Origin of the sequence: Parachitinimonas caeni, assembly GCF_030129945.1 — a bacterium.
GTDB lineage: Bacteria > Pseudomonadota > Gammaproteobacteria > Burkholderiales > Chitinimonadaceae > Parachitinimonas > Parachitinimonas caeni.
Genome location: NZ_JARRAF010000033.1, coordinates 25622 through 46043 on the forward strand (window position 1 = coordinate 25622; position 20422 = coordinate 46043).

A 20422-nucleotide genomic window follows, 5' to 3' on the forward strand; every position below is an offset into this window, starting at 1 on the left:
GACGGTTATCGGCAATACGGGCTGGATCTGGCCGGTATTGGTTTACAATCAGCAGTTTTCCAGCCGCTGGGTAAGCTTATGTTGATGAAGCTGTTTGGATTGCGGGGCGGAGGGCGCCTCGAAAAGGCTGTAACGATCATCGAAGCAGCCAAAGAGCAGTCGCCTGTCATTGCCATGCAAACCGTTTCAGACTGGATGACGCATGAGTTGCCCGGTTTTGCGGCCAAAGGTGCGTTGCTTGAATTGCTAAGGCGTATCGACACGCCCTTGCGAGAGGTTCTGGAGCTGGCCTTCGAGGCGATGTTGGATACGAACAACAATCAAGCCAAGACGGCGTTGTTGCTGCAGGCAGCGATCCCGATGTGTGATGCGGTGCTGGAGGCGTACCAGAAGGGTTTGAGCGAAGAGGTGCCAACCCTGTCGAAAAAGCCAGCCAATATCCCGCTGATTCAGGCGACCACGGGTTTTTCGCTGTGGTGGCAGGCGCGCAACTACGTCCTGCGCATCATGCGCCGTTCGGATACCAAGCCACCTGCCTGGGAGGAGATCCAGCCCAAAGTGGAAGCGGCGCTGAATCTGTCTGGTGGCGTGGCAGCCAAAATCGCCCGGCCGGATGGCGAAGCGGGCCGCCTGCAGAAGCAGCTGGCCTATCTGGTGTTGGTCAATCGCAGCCTCACTCAAGACCTGCATGGCCGTCAGTTCCTGATTGCCGAACGTCTCGCCAATGCGCTTGCCGGCTTTATCGGCATCAGCACCGAGCACTCTGACCGCACGCCCTTCGGCGCGGACAGTGCCGGTAGTCCGATGACCTTGCTGACCCAGGCGCCGACCACGATTGTCAGAGGTGGCAAAGGCCTGTTCTTCGGGCTGGAAAAAAGCCTGTCCGAATTAATTGCCCTGGAACAGCTGATGCTGTCCCAGCATAAAGTCCCCGCCAAGGTGGATGCGCGTGAAATTCTTGGCGTATCTGAAACCCTGACGGTCATCAAACATCTGAAAAACCGCTGGACCGGCCGTGACATCAAGCGCAAGTATCAGCGCCGCCCGGTCACCGGCGAAATCAAGGTGGCGTACGAATACCAGGCCCTGCGGCGACTGATTGCGCAGACTATGACCGGCGTCGATACCAAGACCGTTGAAGATTCGATCACCATCTGCGCGCTGGAGGACGCAAGCGCTTCCGGTTGCGGCATTGTTGCCAGTCATCAGGTGTCTTGGGTCAAGGTCGGGCGTTTGGTTGGCCTGCGCGGGCAAGACGAGCCATTCTGGCGAATCGGTGTGATCCGGAGGGTGATCGGCCGAGGTCATGGCAAAGTGTTTGCCGGCGTGCAGTTTTTGTCGTTTGCGCCAGAATCGGTACGGTTGGTAGAAAAAGCCAAGATCTCGCAGTGGGAGATGGTGGCCAATCTGCAAGCCTGGGATAACAAATACGCCCTGTTTGTCCGTGGTTCCCCGCTTACCCAGAATCAGCACCTGCTCCTGACGGCTCAACCAGAATTGAAAGCAGGCAGTACTTACGCCATCCCGAATGCTTCGGACGGAGGGCTGGCGTTGCGGGTGATTGCCCAGCAGGAAATCGGGGCTGATTTTGTGCAATACCAATGTGAGCAGCTACTGGCTGCTGAGATGGAACCCCCGAAAGCTTGATAATGCTGGTTGTTGCAATTCCTCATCTGATACTGCCGCCGATTCGGGGCTATGACCCGACGGCAGAACTTAAGCTGCCCGCTCTCGACCTGCTGCTTGGACGCGGACAGGCGCGCATCCAGGCCGGCCAACGACCGCTTGACTGGCTGCTGCAACAGTTCGGCGCGCCAGACCTATCTGTCGCTACGTTGCTGCGGCCTGAAGCGACACCGGAAAGCGGCAAGCGCTGGCTGTGTGCGGCGCCTATCCACTTGCGGCCGGAGCGCGATCAACTGATCGCCAGTAGCGATGTCTACACGGATCTGACTTCGCAAGAAACCGAAGCTTTGCTGGCAAGCCTGAATCGCCATTTCAATCAGGATGGCATCCAGTTTGTGGCGAGCACACCCGACACCTGGTTTGTGCAGCTGCCCGTCGATGAAAAGATCGACTGGGCACCGCTGGACCTGATTGCCGGTGCCAGCATCCATCCCCATCTGCCCAAGGGCGAAGGAGCGTTGCGCTGGCATGCTTTCCTGAATGAAGTACAAATGCTGCTGTACACCCATCCAGTCAACGATGCTCGCGAGCAACGTGGCCTGCTGCCGGTTAGCAGTATTTGGCCCTGGGGGGATGGCCGGGTCGACTCGCCCATCACAACCCGCTTCGGTGCGACGTATGGAGATGCACCCATTCTGCGGGCGCTAGCCAGCCGGGCCGGTGTCGTAGCCCAGCCCCTGAAGGCAGCAGAAGGGCCGATCCGGTCCGGGCTGCTCTGGCTGGATGGCCTGACCGGCGCCGCCGCACATGGAGATATTCATGGGTGGCAGCTCCAGCTCCAGCAGATCGAGTCGGCTTATCTCCAGCCCATTGTGGCTGCCTGGCGCAAAGGCGATATTCTCGCCTTGCAACTGCACGCCCCTTCGGCGCAGGGCACCTGCGTGGCCAGCCTTCGCCCGGCTGACCGCTGGAAATTCTGGCGCGGCCCCTTGCCGTTGCGCCAGTTGAAGATTGAATCTTGAGCGGTCTGGCCCTCGTGCTAGCCGCCAACCCTCTGAGACCCTATCCAATGCAACTACGATTCCGTTCCTTTCCGGAACAGGCCGAGAACGCTTTACGGGCTGCCGGTCTTTCTCCCATTGAAGCGCGTGTCTATGCGGCGCGGGGCATCGGCGATGTGGGTGAGCTGGATGTCGAGCTCAAGCGCCTGTTGCCCTATCAGCAATTACTGAATGCCGAAAAGGCGGCGATACGTCTGGCCGATGCGATTGCCGGGCAGGAGCGCATCCTGATCGTCGCCGATTACGATGCTGATGGCGCTACTGCCTGTGCAGTGGGTCTGCGTGGCCTGCGTGCGATGGGAGCCGTCGTCGATTTTCTGGTACCCAATCGCTTTGAGTACGGCTATGGCCTGACCCCGGAAATCGTTGATCTGGCCGCCAAGGCGGCGCCACGACTGATTGTGACGGTTGACAACGGCATCGCCAGCGTCGCGGGTGTTGAGAGGGCCCGCCAGCTTGGCATAGAGGTACTGGTTACCGATCACCATCTGCCCGGTGATGCGCTGCCGGCAGCGCTGATCGTCAACCCCAATCAACCCGGATGCCCGTTCCCCAGCAAGGCTCTGGCCGGGGTAGGGGTGATGTTCTATGTGCTGCTCGCTTTGCGGGCGGAATTGCGCAACCGTCAGGCATTTACTGGTCAGACCGAGCCAAATCTGGCGAGTCTGCTTGATCTGGTGGCACTCGGAACCGTGGCCGACGTGGCGAGGCTGGATGCCAATAATCGCATTCTGGTGCAGCAGGGCTTGCGGCGGATGCGTGCCGGCAAGGCCTGCATGGGTATTCTGTCCTTGTTTCGCGCAGCTGGCCGCGATCATCGGCGTGCCTCGGCTTTCGATCTTGGATTTACCTTGGGCCCGCGTTTGAACGCCGCCGGCCGGCTTGATGACATGACACTGGGCATCGTCTGCCTGAGCCATGACGACCCGGATGTCACGGATGCTGCGGCGCAGCGCCTGGATCTGTTCAACCGGGAACGGCGGGTAATCGAAGCGCACATTCAGGAAGCGGCGCAGGCAGTGCTTGAAGCCATCAAGGTCGATGATCGTTACAGCCTTTGCCTGTACGACCCGACGTGGCACCAGGGAGTGGTAGGCATAGTGGCGTCCCGGCTCAAAGACCGGCATCACCGCCCGGCCATGGTTTTTGCCAAAGGGGGCGATGATGAAATTAAAGGTTCCGGTCGCTCGACGGCGGGTTTGCACCTGCGGGATGCGCTGGATCTGGTAGCCAAGCAGCATCCGGGTTTGTTGCGCAAGTTTGGCGGCCATGCGGCGGCGGCCGGGGTAACCTTGGCAGAGGCCGATTTGCCGCGCTTTGCCGAGGCCTTTGAGGCGGTATGTCGGGACTGCATGGGCAAGGAGGATCTGGACCGGCTGGTGGAAACCGATGGCGAGTTGGCACCGGAAGATATCAGCCTGCCTTTGGCGGAATGTTTTGATGCCCAGGTTTGGGGGCAGGGCTTTCCTCAGCCGCTGTTTGTTGGTGAATTCAGGGTGGTGCAGCAGCGGGTGGTAGGCGAGAAGCACCTCAAGCTCAAACTGGCGGCGCACGATGGTCGGATGTTCGAAGCCATGCGCTTTCAGCACGCCGAGCCACTGCCCGCGCAAATCCATGCGGTCTATCGGTTGTCGGTCAATGAGTACAACGGCTCCCGTCTCTTGCAACTATTAATCGAGCACTGTCTATGACGCAATCGATCAACCGATTGCCCCTGACGTCAGCTTCAGCTCCGGTGCGGACAGCGAGTTCGGGGTCGCCAGCAGCGATCTGGCTGGTGCTGATGCTGGCCCTGTGCGGCATTTACTTGTGGCAGGTGTTTCAGTTCACCCCGAATGCGCCGCGTGATGACGATCTGGCCATTTTTGTACGGTTGGGAACCTTCAAGCACTGGTCCGGTTGGGCGAGTCTGGGAGATCTGCTCAAGCATCACAACGAACACCGGCTCGGCGTGATGTCTTTGATTGCTTATGCACAATACACACTTAGCGGCGTGGTCAATTTCAAATTGCTGGCACTGATGGGTAACCTCAGCTTGCTGTTAGCCTTTGCGGTCCTGGCTTGGGGGGTGACGGACCGTAAGAGCGAGCATTTCTGGCCGGTTTGCCTGCTTGGATTGTTGGTGTTCGTGCAATGGCGTTATTGGCAAGCCAGTGTCTGGCCGATGGTGACGATTTCCGGCTTCCCCGCCATCCTGTTTGCTGTCACCACAATGGTGCTGCTGGCCAGGTCTGAGCGTTGGGCGTTTGGATTAGCGATAGGCAGTGCTGCGCTGGCGACCTTGTCGCAAGGAAACGGCTTGTTTATCTGGCCGGCTGGCATGCTGATGCTTGCGGTGCAACAACGCTGGCGCGCCATGGCGGTCTGGACGACGCTGACGGCCTTGGTAATCCCTGTCTACTTCATTGGCTATGTAGCGCCACCATCGCATGTGCCGATCAGTACGGCCTTGCGTAACCCGCATCTGCTGGCTGGATATTTTCTGGTGTTTCTGGGTAACTATCCTATGCCAGGCTTTGTCGGCCCTTGGCGATTATGGTTGGCTGGTTTATTGGGAGGAGGGCTGCTGTCGCTGTCTATCTGGACGATTCTCCGCCACGGTCGCCAGAATCCGGCACTCGCCGGGATGCTGTTGTTCTGTTTGATCAGTGGCGCGGCGGCGGCGATGGGACGCGCCACGCTCGGCCTCGATCAGGCGCTCAGTTCACGCTATGCCATCATTCCTTCCTGTATGTGGGCAAGCTTGCTGTTATGGGCGGGTTCGCGGCGCTGGCCTGGTCTGTCGGCCAGTTATGGTGTAGTGCTGGCCGTGTTGGCTGCCAGCTGGATCTGGAGCTATCAACAAGCTGCCCCGATCATTGAGGCACGGCGGCTTGAAGCAGAGTTGGGTAGAGTGTGTGACGATGGTTGTGTCGAACATCTGATTTACCCTAATCTCGCCGAGGCTTTCCCCGTCGTGCATGATGCAGAGAAAGATGGGCTGTTCCATTTTCCGCGCAGCAAAGGTTGTCTCGCCTGCTCGGTAGTGCCTCTGGTCAACGCGCATGTTGTGCCTGCCAATGCGAAGCCTTATCACTTGGTGTCAGCCAAGGATGGCTGGGTCGATCGCGTGGAGCGCCAAGGTGCCGCTTTGCAGATTGTAGGCTGGGCCCGTCATGCCTTGGCCCAGGCGCGAGTGCTGGAGATGGCGCTACCTGCCGCGCCCAGCCAGATCAAGATCTTGCCCGTCGCCCGTGAAGATGTGGCCACCATGCTCGGTGACCCGCGCCATGCCAACTCCGGATTCCGCCTGACCCTGCAATTTTCCGATGAAGTCTCCGCCCAGGCTGCCGAAAAAAAGTTCTGTATTGCCAGTCGGACGGATTCCGGTCTGGCGCTGTTGAATGGCCAGCCGGCCATCTGCGATCATCTTTTCTTGAAGTAAGGCCCGACCCATGCAAAAAAAACTGATTCATGGCTTTCACGCCGTCAACGCCCGTCTGGCCCGTATCCCTGATAGCGTGCTTGAGCTGTACTTTCTGCGCGACCGTTCCGACCCGCGAATGGGTGACCTGCTGAAAGTGGCAGAACGCACAGGTGTCAAGCTGATCCCCGTTGATAGCAACCGCCTGGATGGCATGACCGGCAATGCCCGCCATCAAGGGGTGGCGGCGGTGATTGATGCAGACCGCAACCATGTGGCACTTGAAGAAGTGCTGGAAGATCTGAATGAACCTCCGTTCCTGCTGATTCTGGATGGGATTACCGATCCGCATAATCTGGGGGCCTGCCTGCGGGTTGCCGACGCCATGGGCGTGCATGCCGTAATCGCGCCCAAGGACAAGGCTGTCGGTATCAATGCCACCGTGTCGAAAGTGGCCTGTGGTGCGGCAGAGGTGCTGCCATATATCGTCGTAACCAATCTGGCCCGCACACTCCGGGATATCAAGGATGCCGGAATCTGGATTGCCGGCACGGCAGCAGATGCGGATACCGACCTGTTCCACTTTGATGGTCGTGGTCCCGTCGCCTGGGTGCTCGGCGCGGAAGGAGCCGGCATGCGTCGGCTGACCCGTGAGCATTGCGACATCCTGGTGTCGATTCCGATGTTCGGTTCGGTCGAGAGTTTGAATGTATCGGTAGCGACAGGCATCTGCCTAGCCGAAACGCGGCGGCAGCGGACGGTCACCGGCAAATAAGCCAGCCGAGCTGGGCGAAAATCAACAAGCGCTGCATGGCTTTTCGGCATGCAGCGCTTGTTGTTTGGGCGCTGTGTGGAGCGTCACGGCCAGCGACGCCCGATATGGGCGCTCAGAATGCTGGAATCGAATAGCCACGGGCGGTAATGGCATCGGCGATGGTGGCACTTGAGCCCAGCCCCATCAGATCTGGCGTCGTGACGGTCAGATCGGCAGCGGTTTCATCATTGCTGCCGTTCAGATTACGGTCATACCAGAAGCTGCCACTGCCGCTGTAGGTGCAGGCGTCCGTAGGGGCGTAGCGGATATTGGCGCCTGCCGTCGGGGTTTCCCATTTGCCCGTGCTGCTGTTGTAGTTGATGAACTGACGCTGCGCGTATTCCTTGTGCAGCCCAACCGGGCTGGATGGCTTGGGGGCGGCCCAGGCGCAATTGAACCCCATGATCGCGCCGCTGGTGCTGGCAATCGGGTCGCCATAGCCGAAATAGGATTCGCCATCATTGGTGGTGCCAATACCGTTCAGCCCCAGTTGCAGGATGCGCGAATTGCCGTCCCCCGCCCCGGCCTGCCAGACCGAGATGTATTTTCCTTTCAGGGAAACGGGGTCATAACTGGCACCAAAGCGCGAGAAATTGTCGCTGAAGCCAGTGGCTTTCAGCTGTTGGTCGGTATCAAACGTGCCAAGCGTCGAATAGGTGCCGGTGCCACAGTATTGCCCCTGACGCATGCTGGTGGTCATGGCAGTAGCGCTGGTGCGACCATATTTGAGCGTGCCGACCCGGGTAACCGGGTTGGCGCCACTGCCGCAATTTCCTCCATTGAAGGCCTGGGTCACAGACCAGGTCAACAGGCCGGAATAGACGGCCTTGCTGCCGCCCGGCGTATGTTCGAGCTTGGCGGCGATGGTGTGGCTGGCACCGCTGCTATCGGTGTAACTGAAGTTCAGCAACATCGTCCAGACCGTACTGGCACCATCGAGCTGCAAAGCGGCCTGACTGAAGGTGGTGGAGGGGATGCCGACCGCATTCATCTCGGCTGTGAGATCAACCGTGCTGCCCGCTGTCGGTAGCCCCTTGCCCGAGGCATAGGCCTGGCGTACCAGTCCCGCCAATCCACTCAGCGCCATATTGGCCCGCATCGAGACGCCATCCTGACGTGCATTGAGCTGGGCTGCTGCACAGGCATCACCGGTAGTGGTGTCCGTCTGCAGCCAAATGCCCAGATCGCCACTGGGCAATGTGCCGGAAGCGGCGCTGCCCGAGCCGTCCGGGTGACTGGTGAATTTGAGCGTTGGCCCAAAGCACCCTGCGTCGTTGCTTTCAAGCAGGAATGCTGAGGGGTCGAACACCGCGACCGGAGTACTGCTGCCGCTAAGCAACGCACTGATGCGGGCGGTTGCGGCTTGATAACTGAGGGGAGTGCTTGGCCCAGCAGTAAAGCTGCTCTTGGCAGATTGCCGGGTCGGCGGACTGGCCGCTAAATCGAGTGGGAAGACCTTGCCGGTTTCGATCTTGTCCCGATCTGCCGTGCGCAGCCACTCTGTCAGACTGCCGATATTACTGATGGGGCCACCTTGATACAGAAATACCTGCCCATCCTTTACCCCGATGCACAAGGCGGCATTGTTGTAACAGCGGTATTCATAACCCTGAAGCAGCGCGGTGGCAGTCGGTTTTTGCAACAGGCTTGGATATGCCTGCTGTGCCCAGTCGAGTAGCCGATCCGTATCCGAAGCGGCGGCCCAGCCTGATGCCAGGGAAAGCAACAAGAGAACGGGTTTCATCGGTGACTCCCATCTGTGGATGATGGGTTCACTATAGTCAGCGATCCGCAATGGGTTGGCAGCAGGCAGCGGTGATTCTGATGCTGGAAAGTGCCAGTATTTCCTTGAAAATCAGTGCAGCGATGGAGTTCTGGCTGAACGCAGATCGTCCAGGATCGGCATCATCGCCAACAAAACCAGCCACGCGGCCAAGGGGATACTGGCGGAGTAACCCAGATACTTGAATCCGGTAGCACCTAGCAGTCCGCCCAGGAAAAAGCTCGCCAACAGCTGTAGATGGAGGCTGAGGCGACGAAAGTTGACGGCAACGTCACTGGCGGCACTGGCTCGCCAGCGATACAGCCACTTACCGGCTTCAATGCCGATATCTGTTGCCATGCCAGTAATGTGCGTGGTGCGGATCTCAGCCTGTGAAATCTTGGTAATGATGGCGTTCTGCAAACCCATGACGAAGCACAGCAGGAGTACGGTGGTGGGCACCATGACATGCGCCGCCATCGGCAGATTGGCGCCTGCCAGCCCGAAGATCAGCAGTAAACAGGCTTCGAGCAGCAGGCTCAGGGCATACTGGCTGCGCAGATGGCGGCGTCTCGCCCAATTGATGAGGATGGCGGTGCTTGCCGCACCCAGAATGAAAGTCAGCAAGGCGACCATGGCGGCAAGGCCGAGCACCAGCTCGCCCAAGGCGAAATGGTCGGCCGCTGCCGACAAAACGCCCGTCATGTGCGAGGTATATTGACCAACTGCCAGAAAACCACCGGCGTTGATGGCGCCAGCTACAAACGCCAGCGACAGCCCCAGATGCTGGTTGGCACGAGTCGTGCGTTCTGCGCTGCTCAGGTTGCGCAGGTAGCCCAAGGGCATGTCAGACCCCCAACGTGGTTCAGGATCGGCGATGCTTGCGTGCAGACTTGGATGCCTTGGCAGGTTTGGCCGCCTGCTTGGGTGCCGGTGGCAATAACAAGGGATCTTCGTAGGCGGCGCGGATTTTCCGTGCCAGCTCATGCACGGCCATCGCGTACAAGGTGCTCTTGTTATAGCGGGTCAGCACATAAAAGTTATTGAAACCCAGCCAGTACTCTGTCCGATCTGGCGCCACATCCAGCGGCACCAGCACGGCTTGCCGGCTTGCGGGCACTGCTTCGGCAGGCTTGACGCCAAAGCTGGCCAGTTGCTCTACGGTGTAGTGCAGATTGAATTTGTCATCGACCAGTGGCTGAAAGCCGCTACCCTCGACCTTGGCCCTGGCCACCAACGGCTCGCCAATTTTCCAGCCATGTGCATGAAAGTAATTGGCAATACTGGCCAGAATGTCTGCCGGGTTCGTCCAGATATCCCGATGATGATCACCATCCCAGTCCACGGCATATTCCCTGAATGAGGAGGGCATGAACTGCGGGACGCCCATGGCACCGGCGTAGGAGCCCCTGAAGCTCAAGGGATCGTTGCCTTCTTCGCGGGCCAGCAGCAGAAACTGCTCCAGCTGACCACGAAAATACTCGGCCCGCCGTGGGTAGTCGAACGCAATGGTGGCCAGGGCATCGGCCACCCTGAAGCTGCCGGTATTGCTGCCGTACATGGTCTCCACCCCAACAATGGCAATCAGGTATTCGGGGGGGATTTCATAGTGGTTGGAGATGGTTTCAAGCGTTTTGGCGTGCTTGTACCAGAACGCCACGCCCTGGCGGATACGCTGGTTCTCAACAAAATTCGGTCGAAACTCATACCAGGGCCGGCTGGTGGATGGGCGGTCCAGAATGGCGAGAATTCGCGGCTTGAGCTGGATCTGATCAAGTACCGCAGACAGCATGGAGCGATCCATGCCATGTCGGGTACTCATCTCATCGATAAAAATCTGCACATCGGGCCGCTGTGACAGCCGCATTTCATTCGGAGCCTCATTGGCCAGGCTGAAAAATGGCAGGCCACACAGCAATACAGCCAACAGGTTTGGCACAAGTCGATTCATGGGAAGGGGCGTTGCCGCCGGTTATGTGTTTTGTTGGCTCAAGGCGCTCGAAAGCAGCTTGGCAGTGATATCGACAATCGGAATCACCCGATCGTACGCCATGCGAGTCGGGCCGATAACGCCCAGCGTGCCGACGACCTCGCCGTCCACCTGATAGGGGGCGGCTACCACGGAACACTCATCCAGCGGCAGGATATTCGATTCGTTGCCGATAAAGATCTGCACCCCGTGGGCATGCTGGCTCAGGTCAAGCAAGCCCAGCAAGGCGGTCTTTTGCTCGAAAACATCAAACAGGGCGCGTAAACGCCCGACATTGGAAGTCAGCTCCTCCACGCGAAGCAGGTTTGCTTCACCGCTGATCACCACGTTGTCATCATGACGCGACAGCGCCTCACCTCCGGCGAGGACGGCAGCGTTCATCAGGCTGGCGATATCCCCTTGTAGCTGGCGGATGTCAGTCATCACGGCTGCTTGGGCTTCCTCCAGCGTCTTACCTGCAAAATGCTGGGTCAGGAAGTTCCCGGCCGTCGCTAGTTCGCCGGGTTGATAGGCACGCTCAGTAAACAGAATGCGGTTTTGCACATCGCCGTCGGAGGTTACCAAGATCAGCAAAACCCGTTTCTCGGACAGCTGGACAAACTCGACCTGTCGCAAGGTAATACCCGTGCGCCGGGGCGTGACGACCACTCCCGTGAACTGGGTGAGCTGTGATAACAGCGTTGACGCAGAATTGATCAGGCTTGAAGGGTTATTGGGCAGGAACTGCCCGAGCAGCTGTCCCCGCTCGGCATCCCCCAGTGGCTGGATGGTCACCAGGGTATCGACGAACATCCGGTAGCCCAAAGCCGTCGGCACGCGACCGGCCGAAGTGTGTGGGCTGGCGATGAAACCCATTTCTTCCAGATCGGCCATGATATTGCGGATCGAGGCGGGCGAGAGTTCAAGACCGGAAAAGCGGGACAGGGTTCTGGAACCCACTGGCTGGCCTTCGATAATGTAACGCTCGACCAGGGTCTTTAGCAGGATTTGTGCGCGTTCATTCAGCATGGTGTCAATTCTAGCCTGATCGTCTTATCAAGACCAATGCCTGCCCAGGTATCGGATGGCGAGGCCTCACAGTGGCTAGATGGCGCCGAAATTGCTGCATTGCAAGAGCTTGATGCGGTAGATCAGCAGTATTGGCTATGGTTAAATGACCGCATGGCGAGTCTATTTAATAAAGTTGCGCTGGTGGCCCGGCAGGGTAGTCCCCGGATCGGAGAGCCGCTGGCAACCCTGGTGAACCTGCTGCAGGCGGCTGGCATTTCGGTGCTGATCGATGCCGATACTGCACGGGAGCATCCGATATCCGGTGTTCAGACCGTCGCGCGCGACACGATCGGCAAACTGGTTGATCTGGTGATCGTGCTCGGTGGAGATGGCACCATGTTGAGCATTGCCCGGCTGGTGGCGCCTTACCGGATTCCTCTGGTTGGCGTGAATCAGGGACATCTTGGCTTCATGACCGATATTTCCCTGCATGAGATGGAGCAAACCATTTCGCGCATTCTCGAAGGCGACTTCGTGCCGGAAGAGCGCATGCTGCTGCAGGCATCGCTGTTTCGGGGGGATCAGGAAATTCACAGCGCCTTGGCGTTCAACGATGTGGTGGTGAGTCGTGGGGCACTGGGTTCGATGATCGAGTTTGAAATCTTCATTGACGATCAGTTTGTCTACAGCCAGCGCTCAGATGGTCTGATTATCTCAACGCCGACCGGCTCCACGGCCTACGCCCTGGCCTCGGGGGGGCCGATCCTGCACCCAACCTTGCCGGCGATTGCGCTGGTGCCTATCTGTCCGCAGTCGATGAGCAACCGGCCAATCGCCGTCAATGACTCCTGTCATGTCGAGTTCATGCTGACCAAGGGTCTGGATGCCCGTATTCATTTTGATGGCCAATCCCATTTCGATCTGATGGAAATGGACAGGCTGGCGATCAAGCGTTACCGCAATTCGCTGCGGATTCTTCACCCGCTTGGGTACAACTACTACAACATGCTGCGCGAGAAGCTGCATTGGGGCGAACGTCTGTTCTAGACCCAATACGCGACCACGCCGGTGCTAGGTGCCATGCTGCTTTCCCTATCTATTCGCGATTTCGTGCTGGTAGACCGGCTTGATCTCCGGTTTGATACAGGATTCACCGTACTGTCCGGCGAGACGGGTGCCGGTAAATCCGTGCTGATCGACGCACTTGGTCTTTTACTGGGTGATCGGGCCGACGCTGGCTGGGTTCGGCATGGTGCCGACCGTGCCGAGCTGGCCGCACAGTTTGACATTGCGGACCAGGACTCGGTTGTACAGCTGCTGGAAGACTATGCACTCGAAGGGGATGAAGGCCTCTGTCTGTTGCGCCGGACCATCGACAGCAGCGGCCGTTCTCGCGCTTTTATCAACGGCCAGCCTGCGACGGCGGCTCAGCTGAAGGAAATTGGCGAGTACCTCGTAGATATTCATGGCCAGCACGCTCACCAGTCGTTGCTGCGAAGCGAAGCGCAACGCACTTTGCTTGATGCGTACGGCGGTCAGGGGACGGCGGTTACTGCCGTGCGCGGGGCATTTCAACAGTGGCGCCAGCTGAAAGACCGGCTGGACCGGGCGGTGCTGCATGCCGATGAACATAGTGCGGAGCGCGAACGCCTGTTGTGGCAGATAGATGAAGTTGCCGCACTGGAATTGCTACCGGATGAATGGATGGCCCTGCAGACGGAGCATGCCCGTCTCGCGCACGCTGCAGCCTTGATTGAAGGGTGTGAGGCCGGCCTGTCTGCACTGTCGGAGGGCGAGGTTTCCTGTCAATCGATGCTTGCATCCACACAAGCCCAGCTGGGCGCCCTGGTGGATTATGATCCTGAACTGCAGGAAACCATCGACCTGCTGGCTTCAGTCGAGGCGCAACTGTCTGAGACAGTGTATTCACTCCGGCATTATTCGCGTCGGCTGGAACTCGACCCTGAACGGCTGGGCGAGGTCGAGCGCCGAATGGACACCTTGTACCGGATTTCGCGCAAATATCGATGCGAGGTCGAGAAGTTGCCCGAGTTGCTGGAGCAATGGCGTGGTCGTCTGAATGAGTTGGGAGTGAACGAAGATGTTGAGGCATTGACAGCGGCAGTGGCCGAGGCAGAACAGACTTATCGGGCGCTGGCTGTGGAATTGTCGGCAGCACGAGCCAGCGCTGCGAGCCGTCTCGGCGAAGTGGTCAGCCAGGAGATGCAGACCATGGCGATGGCCGGCAGCCGCTTCGAGATTGCTTTGATCGCGCTGGAGCAACCCGCTGCATACGGACTTGAGCAGGTCGAATTCCGGGTTGCCCCGCACGCCCAGGCCCCGGCCAGATCGTTGGCCAAGGTCGCGTCGGGTGGCGAGTTGTCGCGTATCAGCCTGGCTTTGCAAGTTGTCACCAGTCAGCTGGCATCCGTGCCGACCTTGATATTCGATGAAGTGGATGTGGGAATTGGTGGCCGTGTTGCAGAAATCGTGGGTCAGCTACTCAAACGCTTGGGGCAGCGTCATCAGGTGTTGTGTGTGACCCATCTTCCGCAGGTGGCCGCTTGCGGGGACCGGCAGTTCCAGGTTAGCAAGCATCAGTCGGAGAATGGCATCTATAGCCGGATTGAGGCACTTGATGACCGGGGCAGGGTCGAAGAAATAGCACGGATGCTGGGGGGGGTGGAACTGACCGATCTGACCCGTCAGCACGCAGCAGAAATGCTTGGAATAGTGCTTGCTTGAGGGACACCTTACCCGCTGGTGACATAACATGACAGCGCCACCGATTTACCGGTTTCATTTTGAAAGGAGCCCCGCTCTAGATTGATCGGTTTGCCAGTGCCCTTGGCCGCAGGGAGCGCGTACCGATTCATAACCCCTGTCTGTGTCTGCAGGCAGGATGCCCGTGCAGCTACCCAACTACCCTAACAAGACCCGGGAGAATTCATATGAAGAAGCTGACAAAAATCGTCGCAGGTCTGGCTTTGAGTGTGTGTGCGTTGCTGATGCCAGCGCAAGCCAAGACAGTGATACGGGTTGGCATGCCCCCGCAAATTGGTTATTCGCCGCTGAATGTGGCAGACGCCAAGGGATACTGGAAGGAGCAGGGGATCAAGGTAGAGGTGGTGCCTTACGATGATAGCCAGGCGGTAGGAAAGGCCTTGGCGAGTGGTGAGATTGACGTCGGCGCAGATCTGATCGGCAATTGGGTGGGTCTGCAGATGCAAGGTTTGCCAATCAAGATTGTTGCCGAAACCCAGTGGTCAAATGGCGACCAGAAGCTGTTGATCAAATCGGGCCAGGAAATTGGCAAGCTTAAAGGGCAGACGGTCGGCATAAACGACAAGCAGGTTGCCCAGTTGTTTCTGCTGAGCAAATACCTCAATTCAAAGGGCATGCGGCTTGCTGACTTCAAGTTGGTCGAGCAGAACCCCGAGCGCTTGACGGATGCTTTTGTTAAAGGTCAGGTGCAGGTGGCGGTGTTGTCCGATTTGTTTGCCAACGATGCCATACGACGTGGTAATGGTCTGGCGCTGGTCGATAGTGCCAGCTACTCGGGCATCATGCCGCAAGGCTTTGCAGCCAATCCGCAGGCGATGAAGGAGTTGCGTGAAGACCAGTGGGTGAAGTTCTTTGTTGGCTGGCTGAAGGCGGTGAACTGGATTCGCGGCCCCAATTTCAAGTGGGGTGAATATCGTGATTTGCTCAATGCCAAGACATTCAAGAATTTCTCGGCAGAGGGAGATGCTGCGATGATGGATATGCTGAGCGGCGTGAAATTTCTCGGCGTTTACGAGCAGATCAAGCGTAATGGTGAGCTGGGGGGCTTGGAATACTATCTGCGGGACGTTCTACGCTTCATGAAAGAGAATGGTTATATCAAGAATGAGCCCGATCATCAGACACTGCTAGATACCACGCATTTTCAGAAAGCCTTGCAGGCATTCAAGTAAGAACAAGCGTCTGACTCCTGGCTTTGCCGCCATGATTGACGACCAATCGCTGATAAGGGTCGGGGCCTGCCCCGAATGACTTTTCCCATGCCGGGCTATCCTTCGCTGATGCCCGGCTTTTTAATTTTCTTGCTCAAGATGACCGATATCTCAACATCACCCTCCCCATTCTCTTCTGACGATGTTTACTGGATGCAGCGAGCGTTGGAGCAGGCCCGTCTTGCCTGGCGTCAAGGCGAGGTACCCGTTGGGGCGATCGTGGTCAAGGAGGGTGAAGTGATTGGTCGTGGCTTCAATCATCCGATTGGTCGGCACGACCCTTCTGCCCATGCTGAGATGCAAGCGATTCGGGAAGCCGCGCTACGCCTGGGGAATTACCGCCTGCCCGGCTGCACCTTGTATGTCACGCTGGAGCCCTGTGCAATGTGTGCCGGTGCCATTTTGCATGCCCGTCTGGCGCGTGTGGTATATGGCGCCCCCGATCTTAAGACGGGCGTGGCAGGAAGCGTGCTGAACTTGTTCGAGCAGCCCCGCCTCAATCACCATACCCAGGTCTGCAGTGGGCTGCTGGCGGAAGAATGTGGTGGTTTGCTCAGTCGCTTTTTTGTGGCGCGGCGGCAGCAGGTGCGGCGTGAAAGACTGGCGCGGGCACAGCCGCGTCTGGTTGTTGATATCGCTCGCCAGACCCTGACCTTGTTTGACCTGTCTGGAGAGCCGGTTCGGTGTTATCCGGTCTCCACAGCACTGGCGGGTGTTGGCGAACAGTGTGGCAGCCACCGCACGCCGCGCGGCCGTCATGTCATTCGGGCCATGATTGGGGGTGACGCGCCCGTCGGCGGCGTTTTTGTGGGCCGCCGTGCGACGGGCGAGGTTTATAGCGAGGCGTTGGCGGAGACAGCCCCGCATCGTGACTGGATTCTGTCGCGCATTCTTTGGCTGTGCGGTCGGCAGCCACACTTCAACCGCTTTGGGTCGGTCGATACCATGCGGCGCTATATCTATATCCACGGCACCCCCGACACGAACGAAATGGGGGTGCCGCTTTCGCACGGCTGCATCCGTATGCGCAATAGCGATGTCGTGGATCTGTATGCGCGGGTAAGCAGTGGTATGGAAGTACTGATCCTTGAAGATGCTGAGCAAGCCGATGTTAACCAGACACCGCAGATCCGCTGCATGACATGGCCGCTGGCGGCTACAGCGGCCCGCGCCTTGCGGGATGCAGTGCTGATTGACGAGCTGGGCTGGCCGGCTGATGAAGAAGTGGATGGCCTGGATGCCCAGGCCATCCATTGGCTGGCTTGGGATAACCGTGGCCAGGCGATTGCTTATTGCCGCGTGACCGGGCAGGGATGGCTGGACAGACTATTGGTGCTGGGGCACTGGCGGGGCAGGGGACTGGCCAGAATGCTCCTGCAGGCAGTGACTGACCAGGCAAGGCGGCAGGCAAGACCGACCACTCAAGTCAAATGCCCAACCGCCTTGCAGAAGCTGTTTATCGACGCAGGCTACTGCTTGCAGCCGGGTCTGCCGGCCACGCCAGACGTCAGCTACCTGATGCAGACGCTTTCGTAGCGGCGGTTTTGTTGTCGTCGCTACGCGAGCCGGGGGCTGCGGCCGTCTTGGGCCACAACAGCCACATGGCGCCCTGCTGCCGCATTTTGCCGGCCAGACTGCCGGCCTCGGCACCATAGCCCCAGAATACATCCGCCCGGACCGGGCCTCGGATGGCGCCGCCGGTATCCTGGGCATACATCAGCCGGTTCAGCGTTCGGCTGGAGTTGGGCCAATTGGTTGAGAGAAAGACAGGTGAGCCCAATGGTGTGTATCGGGGATCAATCGCGATACTGAAACCATCGGTCAGCGGTTGCCCCATTGCGCCGATGGGCCCCCCCTCTGCCTTGGCGAGAGGTTTGAAGAAGACATAGCTCGGGTTGACGTTCAACAACTCGGCAAGCCGGTGTGGATGAGCGCGCGCCCAGGCTTGTATGCCTTGCATTGAGGCGTTTTCAAGCGTCAGCTCACCTTTGTCGATCAGCCATCGGCCGATGGATTTGTAGGGGTGACCGTTCTGATCGGCATAACCAATCCGTAACAGGCTGCCATCGTCAAGCCGAATGCGGCCGGAGCCCTGAATCTGCAGGAAAAACAGCTCGATCGCATCATCAACCCAGGCGAGTTCTTTGCCTGTGAGCTTACCTTTACCTGCCTCAAGATCTTCACGGGTGAAATAGGGCACCACTTTGCGCCCTTCCAGCCGACCACGCACGCGTTGCCCTTTCAGCTCAGGGAGGAGTTCACCAAGATCAATCGTCAGCAGGTCGTCGGGAACGCCGTACACCGGATAGCGGGCTTTGTCGCTGGCCTTGCGGCTGCCTTGAATGAGGGGCTCGTAGTAGCCGGTGATCAGCCCACGCTCGGCACCATCGCTGGCGACGATGCGGTAGAGCTGGAATTGCTGCTCAAAGTACTGCTGTACTTGCCCATCACTACGCGGTGCCAAAGCCTCGGCTGCCTGGCAGCTGGCTTGCCATTCCAGCTTCTTATTCAGGCTTTTGCAGCTTTGCAGCCATGCGGGCCAGCCAGCAAGCAAGCCTTCGGCAGGCCACGTCGGCAATTCGGTCCAAACCGCTGGTTGATACTGTGCGGTGATCGGCGCCTTCTTTTCCGGCTCGCTACACTTGCACGGTGGATTGGAGGGCGTCTCTTTAACGGGGCTGGTAGTCGGCTTTGTGCTGCCGGCGACCGGGGGGACGGAAGGGCTGGCGCAGGCGGCCAGCAACAGGGTGGTGATGAGAGGAAGATAGCGGCGCATTGGTCGGGCGGAAAATCGGGAAAGCCCGATTCTAGCCCGGATGCGCCGGGAAATCGCGAGATTGATATACGGATTGACCTGTTTGCGGCAGGGGATTTCATGGCCCCCCGCCGGGCATCGATTTCCCGCTTAGAAGGTGTGGTTGATGCCGAGTTGCAGGCTGGTTGGATCGCTGCCACGCGGGGTGTATTGTGCGCTCTGAATGCTGCCATCAGGTTGCACTGCGCCGGACACATAGAAGTTGTAACCAGCATTGGCATCGTTGCTGACACGGGCGTAGGTGGCAAACAGATTGGTCCGTTTCGATAGCGAGAACAGCCCGGTCATCTGAAAGTAACGCGCCCCCGACTCAGGATCTTTCACACCATGGATTTTTGCGTCACGCGCTTCACCGTAAGTAACAACCGCCTCTGTGAGGTCGCTGAATCGATAGCTGGAAGACAGGACCCAGGTGTCGCGGCTATTGTCATCAAAACCAAGTGCCGCGTTGTATTGGTTGACCTGCCTCTCGTATACCCCGCCGACGCGCAGTTGTGGGTTGATTTGATACCCTCCCGCCAGCTTGATGCCGTAAGCGCGATCCAGCACTCCTCCCATGCTGTAAGGGTCTTTCTCGATCATGGTGGACAAACTGGCAAAGACCCCTTTGGACAAATAGTGCAATGTCAGCTCGGAGTTGAAAGGATTCAAGGTACGGCGTGCTTCCGGGTTGTGCAGACGGCTGTCGAGCGCATAGTTGACACCGAGCTCGCCTTTGTCTTCATTGCCGGACACTGCCGCCAGCACAGAAAACCCTCCAAAGGAAGGGCTGCGATACTGGACGACGTTATTGTGCCGATGACCAACATTGTGGAAGGCATATTGCAGGGTGTAGGCACGAGCGAGATCAAGCACGGTGCGATTGAGCTGGCTACCCGGAGTAAAGGCTTGCACCGCAGCGTTGCCAAGTGATTGGTTGAGTGCGGCTGAAAATGCCTGTGGACTGACCGATAGCGATGACAGATTCTGTGCGGTAGCTTGCTGGGCGGCCGTACTTGCAGCAGTGAGCATCTGATTGACGCTTTGGCCTTGCAGATAGCCCTGGCCGACAGCACGGCCAATGGCCATGGCAATTGCCGTGGTGCCAGAGTTGGCGTTGTTGTTATTGGCTTGTGTGACCACCGGCAGAAGTGCTGCCGTAAAAGCGCTTTGCGCAACGGCCAGGTCGGAGCCGCCTACAGAATTCGATAGCTGGTTGGTGCCAAGGATGGCGAGGGCTGTAGACGACAAGCCGGATCGTAGCAGGTGCAGTTCATTGGGCACATGCTTGTCGTAATACATGTCCATGCGTCCCAGCGAAATCTGCCCCCAATTGCCTTTCAGTCCTACAAATGATGGACGGTTGGCGATGCGCGATGTTCCTGTGTTGGGTGAGGTGGTCCGGCCGTAGCGGTCATCAGACAGTCCGAGGGCAGCGCGACGTCCCTCGCTGGAACAGCCAGCAAATCCACAGGAGTCATCAGGTTTGATTTGACTTTCTATCTGCCAGAAGACGGAAAGATCATCGCTGATTTCTTCTGAGCCACGAAAACCAAGGTAGGAAAACCCATCCGTCACCCGCATCCGGCGCTCGATATTCTGATTGGGTAATGTTGCTCCTGTTGCCTGCACGCTCTCAACACCGAGGGTGAGCTTGCCGTAAAGGGTGACATGACCTTCGTCAGCCAGGGCAGACCGGGCGACTCCAAAACCGGCCAGAACGGCCACAGCAATCAGGGTTCGATTCATTTCGAATCTCCAGCTTTTTTATTGATTACTTTCTGGTATGCCGCATGCGCGGGCACCCAGCCTGAATACTAGCCACTACCCGTGGCAAATCCAGATGATTCTGCCTGCGTTCATAATTGTCAGACAATTCATTTTGCCTGGCTCAAACGCGGTTCACTCAGTTTGTTGTAAATGTACGTCAGCTATACAAGTAAATTGAATGCCTTATATAGCGTGCTTGGAAGGCTAAGACAAGTTA

General features: G+C 58.3%; 15 protein-coding genes. 9 read left to right on the forward strand and 6 right to left on the reverse strand.

Annotation, left to right across the window (positions count from 1 at the left end):
• The first annotated feature begins 78 nt into the window (after positions 1-78).
• Genes PZA18_RS19315 through rlmB form a run of 5 tightly spaced genes read left to right on the forward strand, consistent with a single transcriptional unit; the run spans position 79 to position 6865 of the window.
• The gene (locus tag PZA18_RS19315) at positions 79-1647 is read left to right on the forward strand and encodes a hypothetical protein (protein ID WP_284102519.1); all 1569 of its coding nucleotides are present in this window, start codon (positions 79-81) and stop codon (positions 1645-1647) included.
• Positions 1648-1649: 2 nt separating this feature from the next.
• On the forward strand, positions 1650-2648 hold the full coding sequence (locus PZA18_RS19320) for a hypothetical protein (protein ID WP_284102520.1): 999 nt from the start codon (positions 1650-1652) through the stop codon (positions 2646-2648).
• 47 nt (positions 2649-2695) lie between these two features.
• A complete protein-coding gene (recJ, locus tag PZA18_RS19325) occupies positions 2696-4378 on the forward strand; it encodes a single-stranded-DNA-specific exonuclease RecJ (protein WP_284102521.1) in 1683 nt (560 codons plus the stop codon).
• Positions 4375-6111 (forward strand): hypothetical protein, encoded by a 1737-nt coding sequence (locus tag PZA18_RS19330; protein WP_284102522.1) that lies wholly within the window; start codon positions 4375-4377, stop codon positions 6109-6111. Before recJ ends, PZA18_RS19330 begins: the two co-directional genes overlap by 4 nt.
• A 10-nt stretch (positions 6112-6121) precedes the next feature.
• The gene (rlmB, locus tag PZA18_RS19335) at positions 6122-6865 is read left to right on the forward strand and encodes a 23S rRNA (guanosine(2251)-2'-O)-methyltransferase RlmB (RefSeq protein ID WP_284102523.1); all 744 of its coding nucleotides are present in this window, start codon (positions 6122-6124) and stop codon (positions 6863-6865) included.
• Between the two features lie 112 nt (positions 6866-6977).
• Here the strand turns inward: rlmB and PZA18_RS19340 are convergent, their stop codons facing one another.
• The 4 genes from PZA18_RS19340 to hrcA form a co-directional block, all read right to left on the reverse strand.
• A complete protein-coding gene (locus PZA18_RS19340; RefSeq protein WP_284102524.1) occupies positions 6978-8648 on the reverse strand; it encodes a hypothetical protein in 1671 nt (556 codons plus the stop codon).
• Between the two features lie 111 nt (positions 8649-8759).
• Entirely contained in the window at positions 8760-9512 is a 753-nt protein-coding gene (locus PZA18_RS19345; RefSeq protein ID WP_284102525.1) for a YoaK family protein, read from the reverse strand.
• Between the two features lie 19 nt (positions 9513-9531).
• Positions 9532-10605 carry a lytic murein transglycosylase B gene (mltB, locus tag PZA18_RS19350; protein ID WP_284102527.1) on the reverse strand — a complete coding sequence of 358 codons (1074 nt, stop codon included), beginning with the start codon at positions 10603-10605 and terminating at the stop codon, positions 9532-9534.
• Between the two features lie 33 nt (positions 10606-10638).
• Positions 10639-11664: a heat-inducible transcriptional repressor HrcA gene (gene hrcA / locus PZA18_RS19355; protein ID WP_284102528.1), complete on the reverse strand. Its 1026-nt coding sequence runs from the start codon at positions 11662-11664 to the stop codon at positions 10639-10641.
• A 153-nt stretch (positions 11665-11817) separates the two neighbouring features.
• Between hrcA and PZA18_RS19360 the strand changes: the two genes are divergently transcribed.
• From PZA18_RS19360 to tadA, 4 genes are all read left to right on the forward strand, one after another.
• Positions 11818-12693: an NAD kinase gene (locus tag PZA18_RS19360; protein ID WP_308447428.1), complete on the forward strand. Its 876-nt coding sequence runs from the start codon at positions 11818-11820 to the stop codon at positions 12691-12693.
• A 33-nt stretch (positions 12694-12726) separates the two neighbouring features.
• Positions 12727-14391 (forward strand): DNA repair protein RecN, encoded by a 1665-nt coding sequence (gene recN, locus PZA18_RS19365; RefSeq protein ID WP_284102530.1) that lies wholly within the window; start codon positions 12727-12729, stop codon positions 14389-14391.
• 206 nt (positions 14392-14597) lie between these two features.
• Positions 14598-15602 (forward strand): ABC transporter substrate-binding protein, encoded by a 1005-nt coding sequence (locus PZA18_RS19370; RefSeq protein ID WP_284102531.1) that lies wholly within the window; start codon positions 14598-14600, stop codon positions 15600-15602.
• A gap of 87 nt (positions 15603-15689) precedes the next feature.
• On the forward strand, positions 15690-17177 hold the full coding sequence (gene tadA, locus PZA18_RS25005) for a tRNA adenosine(34) deaminase TadA (protein WP_308447426.1): 1488 nt from the start codon (positions 15690-15692) through the stop codon (positions 17175-17177).
• Here tadA and mltA read toward each other — a convergent pair.
• Together mltA and PZA18_RS19390 are read right to left on the reverse strand one after the other, a co-directional pair.
• Entirely contained in the window at positions 17149-18417 is a 1269-nt protein-coding gene (gene mltA / locus PZA18_RS19385) for a murein transglycosylase A (protein ID WP_284102532.1), read from the reverse strand. The two genes, tadA and mltA, sit on opposite strands and share 29 nt — an antisense overlap.
• Before the next feature lie 129 nt (positions 18418-18546).
• Positions 18547-20184: a porin gene (locus tag PZA18_RS19390; protein ID WP_284102533.1), complete on the reverse strand. Its 1638-nt coding sequence runs from the start codon at positions 20182-20184 to the stop codon at positions 18547-18549.
• Between the last annotated feature and the right edge of the window lie 238 nt (positions 20185-20422).